Origin of the sequence: Streptococcus panodentis, assembly GCF_017884005.1 — a bacterium.
Lineage (GTDB): Bacteria > Bacillota > Bacilli > Lactobacillales > Streptococcaceae > Streptococcus > Streptococcus panodentis.
The window spans coordinates 24,433-42,359 of record NZ_QFAY01000002.1 but is presented as its reverse complement, the minus strand read 5'-3'; the positions used below and the strand labels follow the sequence as shown (position 1 = coordinate 42,359).

Genomic DNA, 17,927 nt, shown 5'->3' with positions numbered 1-17,927 from the left:
TTAGTATGCACAAGAAAACGGTTATTGATTTTAAGCAGTTGGGCAGACGCCTGATTTTTACAAATCCTGTCAAGGAGCTGAAAACGCGCCGCTTGGACCAAGTGAGGCCGCTCCTGAAAGAGATAGAGGACTGGCAGGAAAAAGGATACTATGCTGTCGGCTATGTCAGCTATGAGGCGGCGCCAGCCTTTGAGAGCAAATTTCAGGTTCATCCGGCTCCGCTCCTGAGCGAATACCTGCTCTACTTCAGCATTCACGACCGGGCGGAGGAAGCAGACTTTCCGCTGGACTATGAGGAGGCGGAGATGCCGGCAGCTTGGCAGAGCCTGACTTCTGAGAAAGAGTACCAGCAGGCCATCGAGACCATTCACCATCATATCCGCCAGGGCGATACCTATCAGGTCAACTACACGGTGCAGCTGGGCGCCGAGCTCAATCCTCAGGACAGCTGGGCCATTTACAGCCGGCTGGTCGTGGAGCAAAATGCCGCCTACAATGCCTGTGTCCAGCATGATGATCTGGCCGTCCTCTCCATCAGCCCCGAGCTCTTTTTTGAGGAGGAGCTGGGACATCTGCGGACCCGGCCTATGAAGGGCACGACCCAGCGGGGACTGACCTTGGAGCAGGATCGAGAGCAGGCCGCATGGCTGGCTCAGGACAGCAAGAATCGGGCGGAAAATATGATGATTGTCGATCTGCTGCGCAATGATATGAACCGCATCTCTCAGACCGGCAGCGAGCGGGTGGAGCGTCTCTGCAGCGTCGAGCAGTATTCGACGGTCTGGCAGATGACCTCGACCATTGAGAGCCGATTGCGGCCAGAGATTGGCCTCTGGGACATCTTTCAAGCCCTCTTTCCCTGCGGCTCCATCACCGGCGCCCCTAAGATTTCGACCATGGCCATCATCAGGCAGACGGAAAAAGCCGCCCGCGGGATCTACTGCGGGACAGTGGGGATCTGCCTGCCGGACCGGAGGCGGATTTTCAATGTTGCCATTCGTACCATTCAGCTGCGGGGCAGCCAGGCCATCTACGGAGTCGGCGGCGGCATCACCTGGGACAGCACTTGGGAGGGCGAATACCGGGAAACCCAGCAAAAATCTGCTGTCCTCTACCGCAAAAATCCCCGATTTGACTTGATTTCGACTGGCAGGGTGACGGATGGCAAACTGACCTTTCACGAGCAGCATCTGCAGAGACTGGCTGAAGCAGCCAGCTACTTTGCCTATCCCTTTGATGAAGAAAAACTGCGCAGACAGCTGACAGAAACACTAGCAGAGCTGGATCCGCAAATCGACTGCCGCCTGCGAATAAGCCTGAGCAGGGGCGGCCAAATTCAGCTGGAAAGGGCCGAGCTGGCCCCGCTGCCAGCCAGCTTCACCCAGGCCCGGCTGACCCTGCAGACGGCCGATTTGAAACAGCCTTTCACCTACTTCAAGACCAGCTATCGCCCCCACCTGACTGTGGAAGGACAGGAGCAGATTTACTATAACCCCCAAGGTCAGCTGCTGGAAACTTCTATCGGCAATCTGCTGCTGCAGCTGGACGGTCAGCTCTACACTCCGCCGGCAGAACTGGGACTTTTAAACGGCCTTTACAGGCAGGAATTGCTCGCAGCCAAGCAGGTTCAGGAAAAAATCCTGACCTTGGAAGACTTAGAAAAAGCCGAAAAAGTCTACGCCTGCAATGCAGTGAGAGGGATATATGAGCTGCAGCTGGAGGAGAAGAGATAGTCATTTAGTTTCTTTTTGACGTTGGCAGCCGGCCCTGATCAGCTCATCACAGAATCTCTGTTCAGTCTCGGGTTTCCCTATTATATAGGAGCGTTTTCTCAAAAACTTTAGAAATATTTTAGAAATTCTTGAGAAACATTTGAAGATTTTCCGCTATACTTAATAGTGAAAAGAGGATTCCTTGATGAGTCCTTCAGCATGCTGCCTGAAAAAGGCAAAGGAGTATCAACCATGGAAAATGTTTTGATTTTGCAGCAAGTCAGCAAGAAATTCGGCCGCCAGTACGCCCTGAGCGATGTCAGCCTGACCATCAAAAAAGGGGAGATTTACGGCCTGATCGGCCAGAACGGGGCCGGCAAGACGACCCTGATCAAGGTCATCACCCAGCTGCTGGAAGCAAGCAGCGGCAGCATCTCCCTCTTTGGCTCCAGCAGCCATGCGGAGTGGACTCAGGCCCTCAAGCGGGTCGGATCGGTCATCGAAACACCGGTCGCTCACAACCACCTGACGGCCTATGAAAATCTCAGTTACTACTGCAAGCTCCGCCATATCCCCCATGCGGACCAGGTCATCCGAGAAACCTTGGAGTACGTGGATCTGCAGGATACCGGCAAAAAGAAATTCCGAAACTTCTCACTGGGGATGAAACAGCGGATGGGGCTGGCCATTGCCCTCCTGTCCAAGCCCGATCTGATGATTCTGGATGAGCCCATCAATGGATTGGATCCGGTCGGCATCAAAGAATTCCGCCAGCTGATTCTGCGTCTCAATGAAGAGCTGGGCGTGACTTTTATCATCTCCAGCCATATCCTGTCTGAGCTTTATCTGGTAGGCACCAAGTTTGGCATTATCGAGCGCGGACGGCTGATCAAGGAAATTTCCAAGACGGAGTTTGAAGAGCAGAGCGAGGACTATATCGTCCTCAAAACCAGCAGCTTAGAGCAGGCCAGCCAGCTGATCCAAGACCAGCTGGGCTATCGGATCAAGGTGGTCAATGCGGACAATGAGATTCATATCTTTACCCACTCGCACGAGATCAACAGGATCGTGCAGGAAATGGCCGCTTCCAAGCTGGTCGTGCAGGAGATTTACTATGCACGACAAAACCTAGAAAACTTCTTTACAGATTTGGTCGATGAAGACCAGGGAGGCTTATCATGATGGATTTCATTCGAGCCGATTTTTACCGGCTCATGCGCTCAAAAGGCTTTTGGATTACTGAGTTTTTATTATTCTGTGTGATTATCTCAACAACCTTCTTCCATGCAAATATTCATTTTGGAGCAAATATCTCCAGAAATGCGGCTGCTAGTCAATCTCTAGGAAAATTAACCGGCCTTCAAGCTCTGGACTATTTTGCAGGCAATACAGACAGTCTGCTCTTTTTCACCATCATTGGTATCAGTATGGTCCTAGGAGTGGACCTGTCTCGGAAACTTTATAAAAACTGCCTGAGCTACGGCATCTCTAAGCTCAGCTATTATTTCTCTAAATTCTTTGTCTGCGTTAGCATCGCAGCCTTTCACTTCCTGCTGGTTTTATCTATCTCCTTTGTGACTGCTAGTCTGTCCAACGGAATTGGCAGCGCCCCCAGTTCTTTTTTGCCTCAGCTGGGAGCTGCTCTCTTCGTTCAATTTCTCAGCACGGTTTCATGGATTGCCATCATTTCTTTTGTACTCTATGCCAGCCACTCGATTGTATCTAGCTTTCTGACCTATTTCCTTTGCGGTACCTTACTGACTATTCCCCTCATCTTTTATCCGGACAATGAATGGCTGATCTATCTGACCCTGCGCTTTAACACAAATAGGGCAGCAGATGGCGGAGCTGTTATCAAGGCTATCCTGACAGTTGTAACGGTCACCCTAGTCTTTCTGATTAGCGGGCTGATGGTTTTCAAAAAGAAAAATTTATAAAAAGCAGAAATAATCTTAATCATTCAGAGGAGATTTCATGTTACATACCATTCAGGCGGAGCTCTACCAGCTTGTCCGCTCTAAGCTTTTTTGGCTAATAGAAGGGCTGCTCTTTTTTCTCATTTTCATCAACTCTCTTGGTGAACGCAATTTTAATTTTTATATCTCTACATCTTCTGATCCAGAAGAAATAGTCATCCAAGGTTGGACAGGATTTGAAGCTCTCGGGCAGCTTGCTAAAGAGTTCCTGCCCTTTGTCATGATTACTGTCCTTGTGCTCATCATCTCTCTGTTAGGTCGTGACCTGACTAGAAAACTATACAACAATATATTAGCTGGCGGGATTTCTCGGAAAGAATTTTACCTATCCAAAATAGCTGTTCTTATCACAATTATCATCTTGCAAATGGCGGCAGCCTTTGCTGTAGCCTTTATCTTTGGAAGCCTCTTCCACGGACTTGGGACTATGCCAAAGAACTTTTTATGGAGCTTTTCCTTGTCTTTCTTTCGCTCCTTTCTCTTTATTATGACCTGCAGTTCTGTAGTTACCTGTCTCCTCTACCTGACCCGCTCCACCCTAGCCAGCTATCTCGTCTTTTTCGCCCTGATCATGCTTCAGTCTAGCCTCGTCATCGTTTTCCCTCAGATAAATTCTGAACTATTTTTACTCTTTATCCTAGCTGGTTCTCTCTTAGGTGGTTACCAAGCCTTCCATCGCAAAGACTTATAAATCTAAGCAGTCAGCTCTTTGGCTGCTTTTTTATTGCTTTTGGATTGGTTCTGCATTTCTTTAGAAATATTTTAGAATTTCTTGAGAAATATTTGAAATTTAGTTTGTATACTAAAAGTATAAACAAAGGAATTAAAGGAGAAACAGCATGCAAAATGTTTTAGAAGTGAAAGGACTCACTAAAAAATACAGTGATCAATATGCTCTGAAAGATGTCAGTCTTTCCATCAAGAAAGGAGAGATCTACGGTCTCATTGGTAAAAACGGCGCTGGTAAGACCACGCTGATCAAAATCATCACGCAAGTCATCTATCCTAGCGGAGGGACCGTTTCGGTCCTAGGCTCTCAGAGCCAGCGCGAATGGACAGCTGCCCTCAGCCAGACAGGCTCAGTCATCGAGACACCGGTAGCCCACGCCCACATGTCAGCCTATGAAAACCTGCACTTTTACTGCACGGACCGCGGCATTGCCCATGCGGACAAGGTCATCCCGGAAACCCTGGCCTATGTCGGCCTGTCAGATACCAGCAAGAAGAAATTTCGCGACTTTTCTCTGGGTATGAAGCAGCGGCTGGGCATTGCCATCGCCATTCTGGCCCGGCCGGACCTGCTCATCCTAGACGAGCCCATCAATGGCCTGGACCCGCTGGGTATCCAGGAGTTCCGGACCATGGTCCAGCGGCTCAATCAAGAGCTGGATATGACCATCATCATTTCCAGCCATATCCTGTCTGAGCTCTATCTGGTGGCCACGCGCTTTGGCTTTATCGACCAAGGCCGGCTAATCAAGGAGCTGTCCAAGGAAGAATTTGACCGGGAAAGCGGCGACTACATCATCCTGCGGACAGACGACTTGGACAGGGCTGCCCGCATCCTTGAGGACAAGCTGGGCTGCCAGCTCAGAGAGACCGGCAGCAAGGACGAGCTGCACATTGTGGGTCAGGTCCAGGACATCCCTGAGCTTGCCAAGGGATTAGTCCTAGCCGACATTTCTATCGGAGAGATCTTCTACGCCCACAAAGACTTAGAAAAATACTTCACAGACTTAATCAACCAAGAAGGAGGAAAGACTCATGTTTAATAGTATCAAGGCGGATTACTACCGTATCTTCCGCTCCGTAGGATTCTGGGGAGTGCAGGCTTTCTGCATCTTTGGAATTCTCCTCGCCATTTTCACTTCCCAAGTCGCCATTTCCGACAACGGTATCTTTTTTGCCATAGATGTCGTCTCCTACAACATCGGCATGCTCTTTATTGCCTGCAATGTCATGACTAGCTTGCTTCTCGGTGTTGATCTCAATGACAAACTTTATCACAATAACCTGACTACAGGCAAGACTCGGACCCAGTATTACTTCTCTAAAGCACTGGTTATCGCTAGCTTACTTCCTATGCAGTTCATACTGCTCTACATTTTAGGTATTGTCATCGAATTTGTCCGAACCGGCGGTAATATGGGAACCCTGCCAGCTAATTTCTGGGGACAATTCGCAATACTCTTTGTCATGCAGGTCATCTGTACCTATGCTTGGTACTGCATTACCAGCTTTGTCCTCTATTTGACTCGAAACTATAGTGTCGTCTTTATCACCTATATCATGACCTACATCTTACTCGGTCTCCCTAGTCAAATGTTCGATGCCAATAATGAATGGTTCAAGGCTATTAAGATGGAGTTCTTCTACGGAGACGCTTCAATACCAGGTGTCATCACCAAAACAGCTATCTTTGCTCTCAGTCTGATCACAGTCTTTAGCTTAGCAGGACTGGCTACACTGAAGAAGAGAGATTTGTAAAATAAAAACTCAGCTAATCACTAAATTAGCTGAGTTTTTTTGAGCGGATTTCACTCCTTCTGGTCTAGCACCGCTTTATCGGCTTTCTCTCACTGCTTCCAATCTTGCTTTTTCAAGAACAGACTGATGCAGGCTCCTAGGATAAGGTAGAAAGTGACAAAGGAAAGGCTAGCTGCCAGACTGGTCGGATATGGAAAGATCTTGCCCAGAGGAAAAAGAACATTAGATAGAAATCCGAGGGGAACAAAGAGCAAGAATAAAATCAAGGCTAGCTTAACCTGAAAAGAAGGTCTTACCTCGGATAGATTGCGGCCCGTTCCCCACACCAGCAGCCCTACTCCCTGAACAATCAGCACCGGCGTTAGCAAGACACTAATCTTGAGAAAATCAGCTAGGATAATGGAGAGGATGATGCCCAGACCGATAAAGCCAAGAGAGAGCTGATAGCAAATATTGCTGGCTATTCTCCTGTACTTGATTGACTGCTCTTCCTCTTTCTGGACTACAGGCTCAATGCCCTTGAGCAGATAATCAGTCGTCACCTCAAAGTAGTCACTCATGGAAATGATCTTATCCAAATCCGGCATGCTCTGCTCACTTTCCCACTTGGAAACAGCCTGTCTGGACACACCGAGTTGGTCGGCTAGCCCCTCCTGCGAAATGCCCCGCGCTTTTCGCAGGTACTGGATTCTGTCTGATAGATTCATGGATTGTTTTACCTACTCTTTCTTATTTTTTATACTTTCTTTTATTGACACTTATTATAGCACAAGGCGGAGAGACTGCAAAGTCTGCCTGTCACCTTTTCATAAAATGCTAGATTTCTTCTTTAGACAGAAGTGCTTTTTCCTCCCTATCCGTCCGATACCAGAGATAGATACTATAAAGTGTCAGAAGAATCACACCGCCAAAGTAAAAGAAGGGATGGACTTGAGAGAAATCCAATTGATTGTTAGCTTGAGCTATGCCAACAAAAGTCGGGATGAGGGTGTTGGAGAGCGCATGAAAGATGTTACAAGCAAGGGCAGACTGGGTCTTCTTATACAGAGCTGCAAGCCAGAAGGAGAGAAGGATACTGAAAATGATAAAAACTGAGAAAAGATCATGGCTTCGATCATAAAAGCGATCGTAGAACCAGAGGGGAATATGCCAGATGGCCCAAATGATACCGGTCATCAAAGTAGAGACAAAGAAAGAAAACTTTTTCTCTAAGGCCGGCTGTAGAAAGCCACGCCAGCCGAATTCTTCAATCCCGCCCGATAGGACAATACAATAGATAAAAAACCAAGGAAAGCTTACCAAAGCGCCGTCTACCAGCTTGCCGCCAGAAGCTAGGGCATAGAAGGCAGTCAGACCGCCACCATAAATTAGCAAGTAGAGCCAGGTCTCTTTCTTGCCTGAAAAGAGATAGGAGCAAATGGCCTTGAAGCCTTTCTTTTTCAGTACAATCAGGCTGGCCAGCATAGGCCCAAACATAGCAATGCCATTTAGAATAGCTTCAAGAGCTAGATAGGCTGTAGGTGGACTGTCTGGCCAAAGGTTTTTGAGGATAATGTCCAGCAGCCAGAATCCCCATGTCCAGCCGAAGTTCCAAGCCAGGAACGGCAAAATTAGTTTGGGTTGTGGTTTGATAGTTGTTTCATTCATCATGAGACTTTCCTTTCATTTTTAGTTTTGAGTTTCTAGGAATATAAACATAATTTTCAAAGTTACAGCACCCACCACTGATAGAGGGACCAATAAAGAATATTGGCGACAACAGCCAGGGCGGACAGGCTGGTCAAGGCTGTCAGGAAAATTCGGCCCTTGCTCAGTCCTTTCCTAGTCTTGCTTACCAGCGGATAAAGCGTACAGCCGGCCAGTAACAAGCCCAGTCCGGCAAAGACCATGAAGCGCCAGCTGGCTAAAATGCTGGTATCAGTAGGCTGAGCAGTAAATAAGAGGGCAAGGTTAAGAACTACAGCCAAGACAGCCGCCGAGCTTACATAGGTCCAGACCCGCAGATTTTTCGGTGTTTTGGACGGACCTTTTTTGAAGACCAAGCGGAAGAGGTCCAGGCCGCCCCGCAGGAGGAAGGTCAGCAAGCTCACGACTGCTGCCATAGCAGCCAGGGCTAGCATGCCCCAGTCTTTCAAGAGATCACTGTCCTTGATTCTGAAGAAATCACCGTAGGCTGCCGTCACCTTGACCTGGTCTCCCTGACCACTGACGACCGCATAGTTCTGGGCCAAGAGCAGATTGTCCGCCGATTTCCCCACATATGGGGTAATGGCTCTGGAAATAGACAGAGGACCGCTGGCAAAATAGCGGGCTGACTGATAATAGCCGGGCTGGAAATTTTCAAAGGTAGCCTTATCCGTCTTTTTCTTGGGGCCAAAGACCAGCTCCGGCATCTCATAATTATAAACCTGCTCATTTTTTTGATTGGTCATGATGGTCATGCCGATGCCATTTTTCAGGTCCAGCAGGAGATAAGAGGAGAAGCCAAAAGAATTCCCGCCGTGGCCGACAACTGTCGTACCATACTCCTGGGTCCAGAAGCCGTGCAGATTGAGCGGCAGATCGGTCTCCGGATAGGTCGAGGTCGCTGTGTAAAGGGTGGTCCAAGTCTCAGAACGCTGGAAGAGCTTCTCTTTCTTCAAAAGCGCCTGAGCAAACTTCAGGAAATCTTCCATGGTGCCAGCTGCATCGCCAGCAGGATAGAGACCCATTTTCATGTAGTTGAGGCCCAGAGATTTCCCTTCTGTATCATAAGTCAGTTCTTCCTTGCGCTTTTCCTGCACATAGGCATTATCGGCAAAGTCGGGTAAGAGTGAGGTTTTATCCATGTCCAGCGGCTGGAAGATATGCTCATGAACATAGTCGGCGAAGCTCTGACTGGAAAGCCGCTCCACGATATAGGCAGCCAGGCCGGTAGACCAGTTAGAATAGCCCGTCATGGTACCGGGCTCAAAGATCTGGGCCGGCTGACCGACCGCCAAGATCTCCTCAAGAGTCTGACCTTTATTTTCCATAAAAGCATGAGAAGACTCCTCAAATCCTGCTTGGTGGTTCATCAGATCCAGCACAGTGATGGGCTTATCGTAGCGGAGGTTTTTGAGAAAGCCCTCCGGCAGATAGGTGCGGATGTCTTCTTCAAGGTCGATCTTGCCCTCTTCCCAGAGCTGCATGACAGAAACCCAGACGGTCAGCTTGGTAACGGAGCCCCACTCGAAAACACTATCGTCATCGGCTTTGACGCCCTTTTCCTTGTCCATGTAGCCGAAGTTGCCCCGGTAGATGCTGCCCTTGGTGTCGAAGACTGCCGTTTCCATACCGGCAGTCGTCTTTTCGTGTTCCTTGACAAAGTCCTCGATTTTCTGACTGATTTGACTGGCCGGCGTGCCTGACGGCAGCTGTACTTCTGCTGCCTGGACACTCTCGACTCTGAGCAGGCCCAGACTAAAGACTGTCAAGAGCCAGATAAAAATGGTTTTATTCATGGTTTCTCCTTTTTCCCAATCCATTATAGTGAAAGTGGGATTCTACAGCATTTTCCCTAACAAATTATAGTAAAAGCGAGGATTTTAAGCAATTTATCCTAATCATTTATAGCAAAAGCAAGGCTTCTAAAAACAATTTTGCACAAAATTTTAAGCATAGGCGGTTTCCTTTCTGTCTAACACTTCTTTCCTTTTATTATAAGGGTTAAATTTCAAATATTTCTCAAGCAATTCTAAAATATTTCTAAAGAATGAGAAATAAAATCTGATCGTTACTATTCTTTGTTACCATCAGACAGGTATTTCTCCTCCTTATCAGTCCGGTACCAGAGATAGATGCTGTAAAGGGTCAAAACGGCAATGCCGCCAAGGAAAAAGAGGGGATTGGCTTGAGAAAAATCAAGGTTATAAGCTTGACTAATACCAATAAAGAGAGCGACAAGGATGTCATAGAGTGCATGAAAAATATCACAGGCGATGACCGATTTGGTCTTCTTATACAATGCGGCCAGCCAGACGGATAAGATGATGCAGAAAACCATATAAATCAGAAAGGGGTCCTGGCTTCGGTCGGCAACTCGGTCATAGAACCAAAGAGGCAGATGCCAGACGGCCCAGATGATACCGGTAATGGCACTGGCCAGAGGAAAAGAAAACTTTTGCTCCAAGGCCGGCTGCAGGAAACCCCGCCAGCCCGGCTCTTCAATGCCGCCTGCCATAATCGTAAGGTAGAGAAAAGATCCGACAAATCCAGCCAAAATACTGCCCTCTATTCTGCCGCCAGCAGCCAAAGCGAAAGTCGCGGCCATCCCCCCGCTAAAGATGAGCAGGTAGAGCCAAGTTCCCTTCCTGCCTGAGAAGATAAAGGAAAAGATAGCATTAAAACCTTTCACTTTGAGCACAATCAGACTGGCTACTAGCGGGCCGAAAAAGGCCAGACTGGCCACGATACCTTCAAATACTAGGTAGGCTGTCGGAGGATTTTCCAGCCAGAGATTTTTGAGCAGGATGGCCGTCAGCAAAAAGCCCCAGGTCCAGCCGAAATTCCAGGCCAGGAAAGGCCAGATTAGTTTTGCTTGTGGTTTGATGATTGTTTCTTTAGTCATGAGTGATTTCCTCCCTATCCGTCTGATACCAGAGATAGATGCTGTAAAGGGTCAAAACGGCCACCCCGCCAAGTAAAAAGAGAAGATTGGCCTGCGAGAAGTCAAAATAATTCACCGCTTGGCCTATGCCAATAAAAACCACGAAAAGAGTGTTGAGCAGGGCGTGGAAGAGATTACAAAAGATAAGAGACTGGGTCTTCTTGTAGAGTGTGGCAAGGCAGATGGACCAGACAATACAGGTGAGCATAAAAATCAGGAAAGGCTGCTGGCTTCGATCCTGAAAGCGATCATAGAACCAGAGGGGGAGATGCCAGCTGGACCAGATGATACCCGTAATGGCACTGGCTAGCGGAAAGGAAAATTTTTTCTCCAAGGCTGGCTGCAGGAAACCACGCCAGCCCGGCTCCTCAAGGCCGCCGCCCAGGATAGTATTATAGACAAAAAACCACGGCAATGTAGCTAAGGCACCGTCCATTAGCCGGCCTCCAGAGGCCAAAGCAAAGGTCACTGTCAGACCGCCGCCAAAGATGAGAAGGTAGGGCCAAGTTCCTTTACGACTTGAGAAAATAAAGGACCAGATAGCCTTGAAATCTTTCTTTTTTAGTACAATCAGACTGGCCAGCAACGGCCCGAAGAAACCAAGGGTGTTCAGAGAGACTTCAAGGACCAAATAGGCTGTAGGCGGATTTCCTGGCCAGATGTTTTTGAGGACAATGGCCAGCAGCCAAAAGCCCCAGGTCCAGCCAAAGTTCCAGGCCAGGAAAGGCCAGATGAGTTTTGGTTCTGGTTTAAGAGTTGTTTCTTGTGTCATAAGAGATTTTTCCTCCTTTAAATTTAACTTAAGTCTTTTGACAGTGACTCAATCTTTCAAAAATCAAAGGCTTAAGTTCTGCTCCCAGAGTAACAAAAAATCCAGTTGCCTTTCTAGCGACTGGACATGGAATGAAGCAAAAAACCAGTTGCTTTTCCAGCTACTGGACTTGGAATCTCTGTCAACTGCCGGTTGCAAGTCAGTTATATCAAGGGTTTAGAGCAGTTGACTGATTTTTCACTTTGACTGGTAAAATGACCTCGCTGAGATGACTTGCTTTTCAGATCACAAAACAAAAAGGCATATTTATCATATCTTTCTTTGATTTAATCTAAAAATAAACCTCAGCCAATTCGAAAATTGGCTGAGGTTTATGAGCGGATTTTGAGCGGATTTTGAGCGGATTTTGAGCGGATTTTTAAGCTAACTGATAGACCCTATCCCGCGTTGTTCCACTTGTTTTCAGAAGACCGAATTCTACAAATATATTCAAATATCTACGGGTTGTAGCCTCGCTTAATCCTGTAATCTCTTGTACTTTTGCATTAGCTATTTGTGAATGTTCCTCCAAGTAAGCTTTTATCAGCTGATAAATTTCTAACTCTCTTGGCTTTAATGTCTTGTGAAGTATCCTGTCTGCATCTTCATCTGCTTTTTCTTGGTATTCTTCTAGTGTTTCTAGTATGGCCTGCAACATAAACTCGGTAAATACTGTAGAGTCATTGGTATCATTGCTGATGGTCAAGGCATCATAATACCCCTGCTGATGAGCATAAATAACTGATTCTACTGGTAGCCATTCAAAAATTGGATTCCATTGACTGAGAATCAGACTCTGCCATAGACGTCCCATTCGCCCATTACCATCTTCAAAAGGGTGAATAATCTCTAACTCAAAGTGAACGATACAGGACTTAACAATGGCCGAGACCTCGCTTTGCTCTGCCCATTTGAATAAATCCTTGACCAAATTGGGGACAAACTGTGGTCTAGCCCCAACATGAACTACTCTCCCCTCGCCATCATAGACTCCAACATCCCCTAGCCGAAACTGTCCCGACCGCTTGACTAAATCCTTAGTCAGCAAGCCATGTGCTAGGAGAAAATCATCCAGACTATAAGGGTTGAGCCTGAACACTCGCTCATAGGCTTCATAGGCATTTTGCACCTCATGAATATCTTTTAACGGACCAAGTACACGCCTGCCTTCAATGATGTCCGTTACCTGTTCTAGTGATAAGCTATTATTCTCAATAGCAAGTGATGATTGAATAGATCGGATTCGGTTTTCCTTCCGCAAATACAGCTTACGTTTTTCAATCGAAAGTTGAGTCGTCAGTTCAGATATTTTCTGAACTAGGTTTAATATCTTCTCTGTAATACGATAATTCGGTTGCATTTCACTCCTTTAAAAAAGTATTTTCACTCATCATACACTATCCTCTACAAAGTCACAACCAGTTCAAACCAGTCGTCCTCGGCTTTCATTGTCAAGTCCCCGCCTAGGATTTCGACTAACTGCTGGGTGATGTAAAGCCCCAGACCAGAAGACTCCTCGCTGCTGGATAGGTTTTCTGAGTAAAAGCGATTGGTCAGCTTATCCAGATATTGGATAGGCTGTTGGACGATATTTTTGACGGTAAAGATACAATGCTCGCCCTCTTTTTTCAGAGAAATGCTGGCAGCCTTACGGCCATGCTTGAGGACATTGCTTATCATATTTTGGACAATGCGCTCTAGAATTTCTGGGTCTGTCTCTAACTCTAGACCTTCAGCCAGCTCTACCTGCAGGTCAATCTGGGCTTTCTGAAAGGCGTCATAATAAGTAAAAAGCTGCTGGGTTACCAGCTGGGATATGTCTGTCGGCTGGACATTGGCCCGTATGGCTCCCTCCATCAGCCGGCGATACTCCATCAAGGCTTCCAGCCGTTTGGACACCATTCCCAGACTATCTGCAATTTTGACTAATTGCTGACTTTCCTGACTATCATCCTTCAGCAGCTGCTGGGTGTAGCCGCTGGCAATGGTCAGAGGAGTGCGGATATCATGGGCGATATTACTGATAGCCATATCCAGCGTCTTCTTTTCCTGCTGGGCCACAAAGGCCGTCTTGTCAATCTCTGCAAAGAGCCGCTCTGCCTCATCGGTCAGCTCTACCAGACTGGCCGAATGGTCCCTGGAAGTCAGGCGCAGCTGGCTGCCAGACTGGCGTTTCTCTGCTATCTGCCTGGTCAGACCGCGGATGGCCGAGCGATAGCGGATGAGCTGGACCAGCAGGCCCAAAGCGAGGAGCAAAGCTAAAATCGTCCAAATCATGGTCAGTCCTCCTTGAGCCGCACGCCCAGCCCCCAGATGGTTTCGATATAGTCTGTCTCAGGATCAAGCTGGGCCAGCTTCTTGCGGAGGTTGCTGAGGTGGGTATTGAGGGTATTGTCTCCCGTCATATAGAGCTCCTCCCAGACTTGCTCAAAGAGCTCTTCCTTGGTGAAAATCTTCTTAGGATGATCCAGCAAAAGCTGGAAGATTTGATACTCCCGCCGGCTCAGGCGGACACTCTTCTGGCCGCAGAAGACCTCAAAGCGGTCCGGCTGCAGGAGGATATTTTTAAAGCTCCGCACGCTTTCCTGTATTTCCGGCGGCTGCTGGCTGCGCAGCTGCACGGTCACGCGGGCAGAGACCTCGTCCAGATTAAAGGGTTTGACGATATAGTCATTGGCCCCGTCCAGCAGGTACTGGCTGACCAGAGCCTTTTCCCCCAGCGCCGTCAGCATGACCACCGGCACCTGACTGTCCTTGCGGATCTCCCGCAGAACTTCATCGCCGTTCTTGCCCGGCAGCATGATGTCCAAAAGCACCAAATCAATCTTTTCCCGCCCAAAAAGCACCAGCCCCTCTGTCCCCGAATAGGCGGAATAAACCGTGTGTTCCTTCTGAAAAAGATCTTTTAGAATTTCATGAATATCACTATTGTCTTCGATTAATAAAATATTGGCCATAGCTAGTCCCATCCTGACAAATTTCCTACCACTAGTGTAGCAAGGATGGCAGGTTAAGTCAATGAAAGACCGAGCCTATTTCCAATCGAAAGACGTAGATTTCAAAAACTTTAGAAATATTTGAGAATTGCTTGATAAATATTTGAAATTTGCCCGGTATACTAAAGTTAAGAAAAATCTCCGACAGGCCATAAAATCGCCTGCCTCGCTCAGAAAGGAGCCCCGCATGTTCAGCCTCATCTTTAGAATCCTCTTCCGAACCATCAGCTATGCTATTTTCGGATAAGTTGCCTTTATAAAACACTCAAAAAGCGGCCGACTGGCCGCTTTTGCTGTTTTATTTTACTGAAGCCCCGTTAGTCGCGATGACTTCTTTATACCAGTCAAAGGATTTCTTCTTGGAACGGGCCAGCGTTCCATTTCCTTCATTGTCCCGGTCCACGTAGATAAAGCCATAGCGCTTCTTCATCTCGCCAGTGCCGGCTGATACTAGGTCGATACAGCCCCAGGTCGTGTAGCCCCAAAGCACCACGCCGTCTTCATTGATAGCCTCCCGCATGGCCTTGACATGGGCCGCCAAGTAGTCAATCCGGTAGTCATCAGCCACATAGCCATTTTCATACGGAGTGTCCACTGCGCCCAGACCATTCTCCACGATAAACATAGGCTTTTGATAGCGATCCCAGATGGTATTAAGCGTAATGCGTAAGCCCAGAGGATCAATCTGCCAGCCCCACTCAGAGGCCTCCAAATAAGGGTTCTTGAGAGAAGCAAAGATATTGCCCTCGGTCAGCTCATTGACCTTAGGGTCGCCCGAAGCCACTCGGCTAGAGTAGTATGAGAAGGAAATGAAGTCCACCGTGTAGGTTTTCAGCAGTTCCAAGTCTTCCTCAGTCATGTCCAGCTCAATGCCCTCACGCTCCCATTTTTTCTTGGCATAGTTAGGGTACTCGCCGCGCGCCTGTACGTCGATAAAGAAGTAGCTCTCCCGGTCCTCCTGCATGGCAGCCCAGTAGTCAGCCGGGTGAGCGGTATTAGGATAATACTGACCTGCCGCCAGCATACAGCCGACCTTGTTTTCGGGGTCAATCTCATGGGCCAGCTTGGTGGCAATAGCTGATGCGACCAGCTCATGATGGGCTGCCTGATACTTGACCTGTTCCTCATTTTCCCCCTCTTCAAAGCAGAGGCCCGCTCCCATGAAGGGCGCATGGAGGATCATGTTGATCTCATTGAAGGTCAGCCAGTACTTGACCAAGCCCTTGTAGCGGGTGAAAAGCGTCCGGCAGAGCCGCTCGTAAAATTCCAGCATCTTACGGCTGCGCCAGCCGCCATATTCTTCAATCAAGTGCATGGGACAGTCAAAGTGGGTGATGGTCACCAGAGGCTCAATGCCGTACTTGTGGCATTCCTTGAAAAGATCTTCATAGAACTGCAGCCCCGCTTCATTGGGCTCCAGCTCATCCCCCTTAGGGAAAATCCGGCTCCAGGCAATGGACAGCCGATAGGTCTTGAAACCCATTTCACCAAAGAGAGCAATATCTTCTTTGAAACGATGGTACATGTCGATAGACTCCTTAGCCGGATAGAAATAGCCGTCCTCGAAGTCAACCATTTTTTTCTTTCCGGTAATGATTGCCAAACGATCCTCGCCAGTCGGTACTACATCCACATTGGCCAGACCGCGGCCGTCCGCATCATAAGCCCCTTCGCACTGGTTGGCAGCGGTCGCCCCGCCCCAGAGAAATCCATCTGGAAAAGTCAGTTTTTCAGTCATCTTTTTGCCTCCTTATAAATCAAACGCTTTCTTATATTATAACAAACAATCAGCAGATAAACTTCTAATATCCTGCGAAAAAACGATACTATTCTTTTGCCATCCAGCCGCTCAGGTGAGAAAATCAAGTTTCCGGCCTGCCATTCTTTTGTAAAGCTGCGATAGATTTTCCTTATCAGTGCGATAAAAAATACATATTACTAAAGGTCTGTTATCTATGCTAAACTAGGAACATCAAGTGTTGAAGGAGTGAGCGCCGTGAATTGGGACGTCGTCAGTGATTACTATCCCCTCTATCAAGAAGCCTTTATCCTGACCATGGTCATCGCCTTTTGGGGGATTTTGGGCTCGATTGCTGTCGGATTTCTGGTCAGTCTGATTCGCTTTTACAAGATTCCGGTCTTGAGACAGCTGGCCACGGCCTATATCGAGTTTTCCCGCAATACACCGTTGCTGCTGCAGCTGTTCTTCCTCTACTTTGGGCTGCCGCGCATCGGCATCGTCCTGTCCTCTGAGGTTTGCGCAACGGTCGGCCTGATCTTTCTGGGCGGCTCTTACATGGCGGAGTCTTTCCGAAGCGGGCTTGAGGCCGTCAGCCAGACACAGAGAGAAGTGGGTCTCTCTATCGGCCTGCGGCCGGCACAGGTCTTCTGCTATGTCATCCTGCCTCAGGCTGCAGCCATTGCCCTGCCCTCTTTCAGCGCCAATGTCATCTTTCTGATCAAGGAAACCTCGGTCTTTTCAGCCGTTGCCTTGGCAGACCTCATGTTTGTGGCCAAGGACCTGATCGGCCTCTACTACGAGACCGATACAGCCCTGCTCATGCTGGTTATTGCTTATCTCTTGATTTTGCTGCCAATCTCACTTGGCTTCAGCTGGATAGAAAGGAGGCTGCGCCGTGCAGGATTCGGGCATTCAGGTTCTCTTTCAGGGGAATAACTTCTTACGTACCTTACAGGGACTGGGTGTCACCATAGGCATTTCCATCCTCTCTGTCATCATTTCTCTTATCCTAGGGACCCTTTTTGGCATCATCATGACCTCCCGCTCAAAGGCCGTGCGCTTCCTGTCCAGAGCCTATCTGGAGTTTATCCGCGTCATGCCTCAGCTGGTCCTGCTCTTTCTGGTCTACTTCGGCCTCGCCAGAAATTTTGACATCAATATCTCTGGTGAGCTGTCAGCCATCATCGTCTTCTCCCTTTGGGGAACGGCGGAGATGGGAGACTTGGTGCGGGGAGCTATCACTTCTCTGCCCAAGCATCAGTTTGAGAGCGGTCAGGCACTGGGACTGTCCCAGCGGCAGCTCTATCTCTACATCATCATCCCGCAGGTGCTGCGGCGGCTCCTGCCCCAAGCGATAAACTTGATTACACGGATGATTAAGACCACTTCGCTGATTGTCCTCATCGGAGTCATCGAGGTCGTCAAGGTCGGCCAGCAGATTATTGACAGCAATCGCCTGTCCATCCCTTCTGCTGCTTTTTGGATCTATGGCTGCATTCTGCTGCTTTACTTCGCAGTCTGCTTTCCCATTTCCAAGCTGTCCTCTTATTTGGAAACCATCTGGAAGGAGTAACGGA

At 48.2% G+C, this 17,927-nt stretch carries 17 protein-coding genes; 8 read left to right on the top strand and 9 right to left on the bottom strand.

Annotated features, from left to right (window positions below; genetic code table 11):
* The first annotated feature begins 5 nt into the window (after window positions 1–5).
* The 6 genes from pabB (at window position 6) to DHL47_RS01180 (ending at window position 6,175) form a co-directional block, all read left to right on the top strand.
* On the top strand, window positions 6–1,733 hold the full coding sequence (gene pabB, locus DHL47_RS01205) for an aminodeoxychorismate synthase component I (RefSeq protein ID WP_209550628.1): 1,728 nt from the start codon (window positions 6–8) through the stop codon (window positions 1,731–1,733).
* A gap of 231 nt (window positions 1,734–1,964) precedes the next feature.
* Window positions 1,965–2,894, top strand: a complete 930-nt coding sequence (locus tag DHL47_RS01200) for an ABC transporter ATP-binding protein (protein WP_209550627.1) — start codon at window positions 1,965–1,967, stop codon at window positions 2,892–2,894.
* Window positions 2,891–3,649, top strand: coding sequence for an ABC transporter permease (locus DHL47_RS01195; protein ID WP_209550626.1), 759 nt, complete (start codon window positions 2,891–2,893; stop codon window positions 3,647–3,649). The genes DHL47_RS01200 and DHL47_RS01195 overlap by 4 nt, the downstream gene beginning before the upstream one ends.
* A gap of 37 nt (window positions 3,650–3,686) precedes the next feature.
* Entirely contained in the window at window positions 3,687–4,379 is a 693-nt protein-coding gene (locus DHL47_RS01190) for an ABC transporter permease (RefSeq protein ID WP_128834525.1), read from the top strand.
* 148 nt (window positions 4,380–4,527) lie between these two features.
* Window positions 4,528–5,460 carry an ABC transporter ATP-binding protein gene (locus DHL47_RS01185; protein ID WP_209550625.1) on the top strand — a complete coding sequence of 311 codons (933 nt, stop codon included), beginning with the start codon at window positions 4,528–4,530 and terminating at the stop codon, window positions 5,458–5,460.
* Complete coding sequence (locus DHL47_RS01180) at window positions 5,453–6,175, top strand: lantibiotic ABC transporter permease (protein ID WP_209550624.1); 723 nt, start codon at window positions 5,453–5,455, stop codon at window positions 6,173–6,175. Before DHL47_RS01185 ends, DHL47_RS01180 begins: the two co-directional genes overlap by 8 nt.
* A gap of 89 nt (window positions 6,176–6,264) precedes the next feature.
* Here the strand turns inward: DHL47_RS01180 and DHL47_RS01175 are convergent, their stop codons facing one another.
* The 9 genes from DHL47_RS01175 to DHL47_RS01135 all read right to left on the bottom strand — a co-directional run bounded on the left by DHL47_RS01175 (window position 6,265) and on the right by DHL47_RS01135 (window position 16,347).
* Complete coding sequence (locus tag DHL47_RS01175) at window positions 6,265–6,882, bottom strand: helix-turn-helix domain-containing protein (RefSeq protein ID WP_209550623.1); 618 nt, start codon at window positions 6,880–6,882, stop codon at window positions 6,265–6,267.
* A 109-nt stretch (window positions 6,883–6,991) separates the two neighbouring features.
* Entirely contained in the window at window positions 6,992–7,825 is an 834-nt protein-coding gene (locus DHL47_RS01170; RefSeq protein ID WP_209550622.1) for a CPBP family intramembrane glutamic endopeptidase, read from the bottom strand.
* Window positions 7,826–7,884: 59 nt separating this feature from the next.
* The gene (locus DHL47_RS01165) at window positions 7,885–9,657 is read right to left on the bottom strand and encodes a serine hydrolase domain-containing protein (protein WP_209550621.1); all 1,773 of its coding nucleotides are present in this window, start codon (window positions 9,655–9,657) and stop codon (window positions 7,885–7,887) included.
* 275 nt (window positions 9,658–9,932) lie between these two features.
* A complete protein-coding gene (locus DHL47_RS01160; RefSeq protein ID WP_209550620.1) occupies window positions 9,933–10,763 on the bottom strand; it encodes a CPBP family intramembrane glutamic endopeptidase in 831 nt (276 codons plus the stop codon).
* Window positions 10,756–11,574 (bottom strand): CPBP family intramembrane glutamic endopeptidase, encoded by an 819-nt coding sequence (locus tag DHL47_RS01155; protein WP_209550619.1) that lies wholly within the window; start codon window positions 11,572–11,574, stop codon window positions 10,756–10,758. The genes DHL47_RS01160 and DHL47_RS01155 overlap by 8 nt, the downstream gene beginning before the upstream one ends.
* A 418-nt stretch (window positions 11,575–11,992) precedes the next feature.
* Entirely contained in the window at window positions 11,993–12,973 is a 981-nt protein-coding gene (locus tag DHL47_RS01150) for a Fic family protein (protein WP_209550618.1), read from the bottom strand.
* A gap of 44 nt (window positions 12,974–13,017) precedes the next feature.
* Entirely contained in the window at window positions 13,018–13,890 is an 873-nt protein-coding gene (locus tag DHL47_RS01145) for a sensor histidine kinase (protein ID WP_209550617.1), read from the bottom strand.
* Window positions 13,891–13,892: 2 nt separating this feature from the next.
* Complete coding sequence (locus DHL47_RS01140) at window positions 13,893–14,570, bottom strand: response regulator transcription factor (protein WP_209550699.1); 678 nt, start codon at window positions 14,568–14,570, stop codon at window positions 13,893–13,895.
* Between the two features lie 337 nt (window positions 14,571–14,907).
* Window positions 14,908–16,347, bottom strand: coding sequence for a 6-phospho-beta-glucosidase (locus tag DHL47_RS01135; RefSeq protein WP_209550616.1), 1,440 nt, complete (start codon window positions 16,345–16,347; stop codon window positions 14,908–14,910).
* A gap of 258 nt (window positions 16,348–16,605) precedes the next feature.
* Between DHL47_RS01135 and DHL47_RS01130 the strand changes: the two genes are divergently transcribed.
* Together DHL47_RS01130 and DHL47_RS01125 are read left to right on the top strand one after the other, a co-directional pair.
* The gene (locus DHL47_RS01130; RefSeq protein ID WP_128834548.1) at window positions 16,606–17,286 is read left to right on the top strand and encodes an amino acid ABC transporter permease; all 681 of its coding nucleotides are present in this window, start codon (window positions 16,606–16,608) and stop codon (window positions 17,284–17,286) included.
* Window positions 17,246–17,923: an amino acid ABC transporter permease gene (locus DHL47_RS01125; protein ID WP_209550615.1), complete on the top strand. Its 678-nt coding sequence runs from the start codon at window positions 17,246–17,248 to the stop codon at window positions 17,921–17,923. The genes DHL47_RS01130 and DHL47_RS01125 overlap by 41 nt, the downstream gene beginning before the upstream one ends.
* The last annotated feature ends 4 nt before the right edge of the window (window positions 17,924–17,927 follow it).

What these genes read in the sequence shown, in the direction of transcription:
- DHL47_RS01140 (WP_209550699.1), bottom strand. Translation starts at nt 14,570, where the DNA reads ATGGCCAATATTTTATTAATCGAAGACAATAGTGATATTCATGAAATT.
- DHL47_RS01195 (WP_209550626.1), top strand. Translation starts at nt 2,891, where the DNA reads ATGATGGATTTCATTCGAGCCGATTTTTACCGGCTCATGCGCTCAAAA.
- DHL47_RS01145 (WP_209550617.1), bottom strand. Translation starts at nt 13,890, where the DNA reads ATGATTTGGACGATTTTAGCTTTGCTCCTCGCTTTGGGCCTGCTGGTC.
- DHL47_RS01200 (WP_209550627.1), top strand. Translation starts at nt 1,965, where the DNA reads ATGGAAAATGTTTTGATTTTGCAGCAAGTCAGCAAGAAATTCGGCCGC.
- DHL47_RS01160 (WP_209550620.1), bottom strand. Translation starts at nt 10,763, where the DNA reads ATGACTAAAGAAACAATCATCAAACCACAAGCAAAACTAATCTGGCCT.
- DHL47_RS01150 (WP_209550618.1), bottom strand. Translation starts at nt 12,973, where the DNA reads ATGCAACCGAATTATCGTATTACAGAGAAGATATTAAACCTAGTTCAG.
- DHL47_RS01190 (WP_128834525.1), top strand. Translation starts at nt 3,687, where the DNA reads ATGTTACATACCATTCAGGCGGAGCTCTACCAGCTTGTCCGCTCTAAG.
- DHL47_RS01135 (WP_209550616.1), bottom strand. Translation starts at nt 16,347, where the DNA reads ATGACTGAAAAACTGACTTTTCCAGATGGATTTCTCTGGGGCGGGGCG.
- DHL47_RS01155 (WP_209550619.1), bottom strand. Translation starts at nt 11,574, where the DNA reads ATGACACAAGAAACAACTCTTAAACCAGAACCAAAACTCATCTGGCCT.
- DHL47_RS01185 (WP_209550625.1), top strand. Translation starts at nt 4,528, where the DNA reads ATGCAAAATGTTTTAGAAGTGAAAGGACTCACTAAAAAATACAGTGAT.
- DHL47_RS01170 (WP_209550622.1), bottom strand. Translation starts at nt 7,825, where the DNA reads ATGATGAATGAAACAACTATCAAACCACAACCCAAACTAATTTTGCCG.
- pabB (WP_209550628.1), top strand. Translation starts at nt 6, where the DNA reads ATGCACAAGAAAACGGTTATTGATTTTAAGCAGTTGGGCAGACGCCTG.
- DHL47_RS01175 (WP_209550623.1), bottom strand. Translation starts at nt 6,882, where the DNA reads ATGAATCTATCAGACAGAATCCAGTACCTGCGAAAAGCGCGGGGCATT.
- DHL47_RS01180 (WP_209550624.1), top strand. Translation starts at nt 5,453, where the DNA reads ATGTTTAATAGTATCAAGGCGGATTACTACCGTATCTTCCGCTCCGTA.
- DHL47_RS01165 (WP_209550621.1), bottom strand. Translation starts at nt 9,657, where the DNA reads ATGAATAAAACCATTTTTATCTGGCTCTTGACAGTCTTTAGTCTGGGC.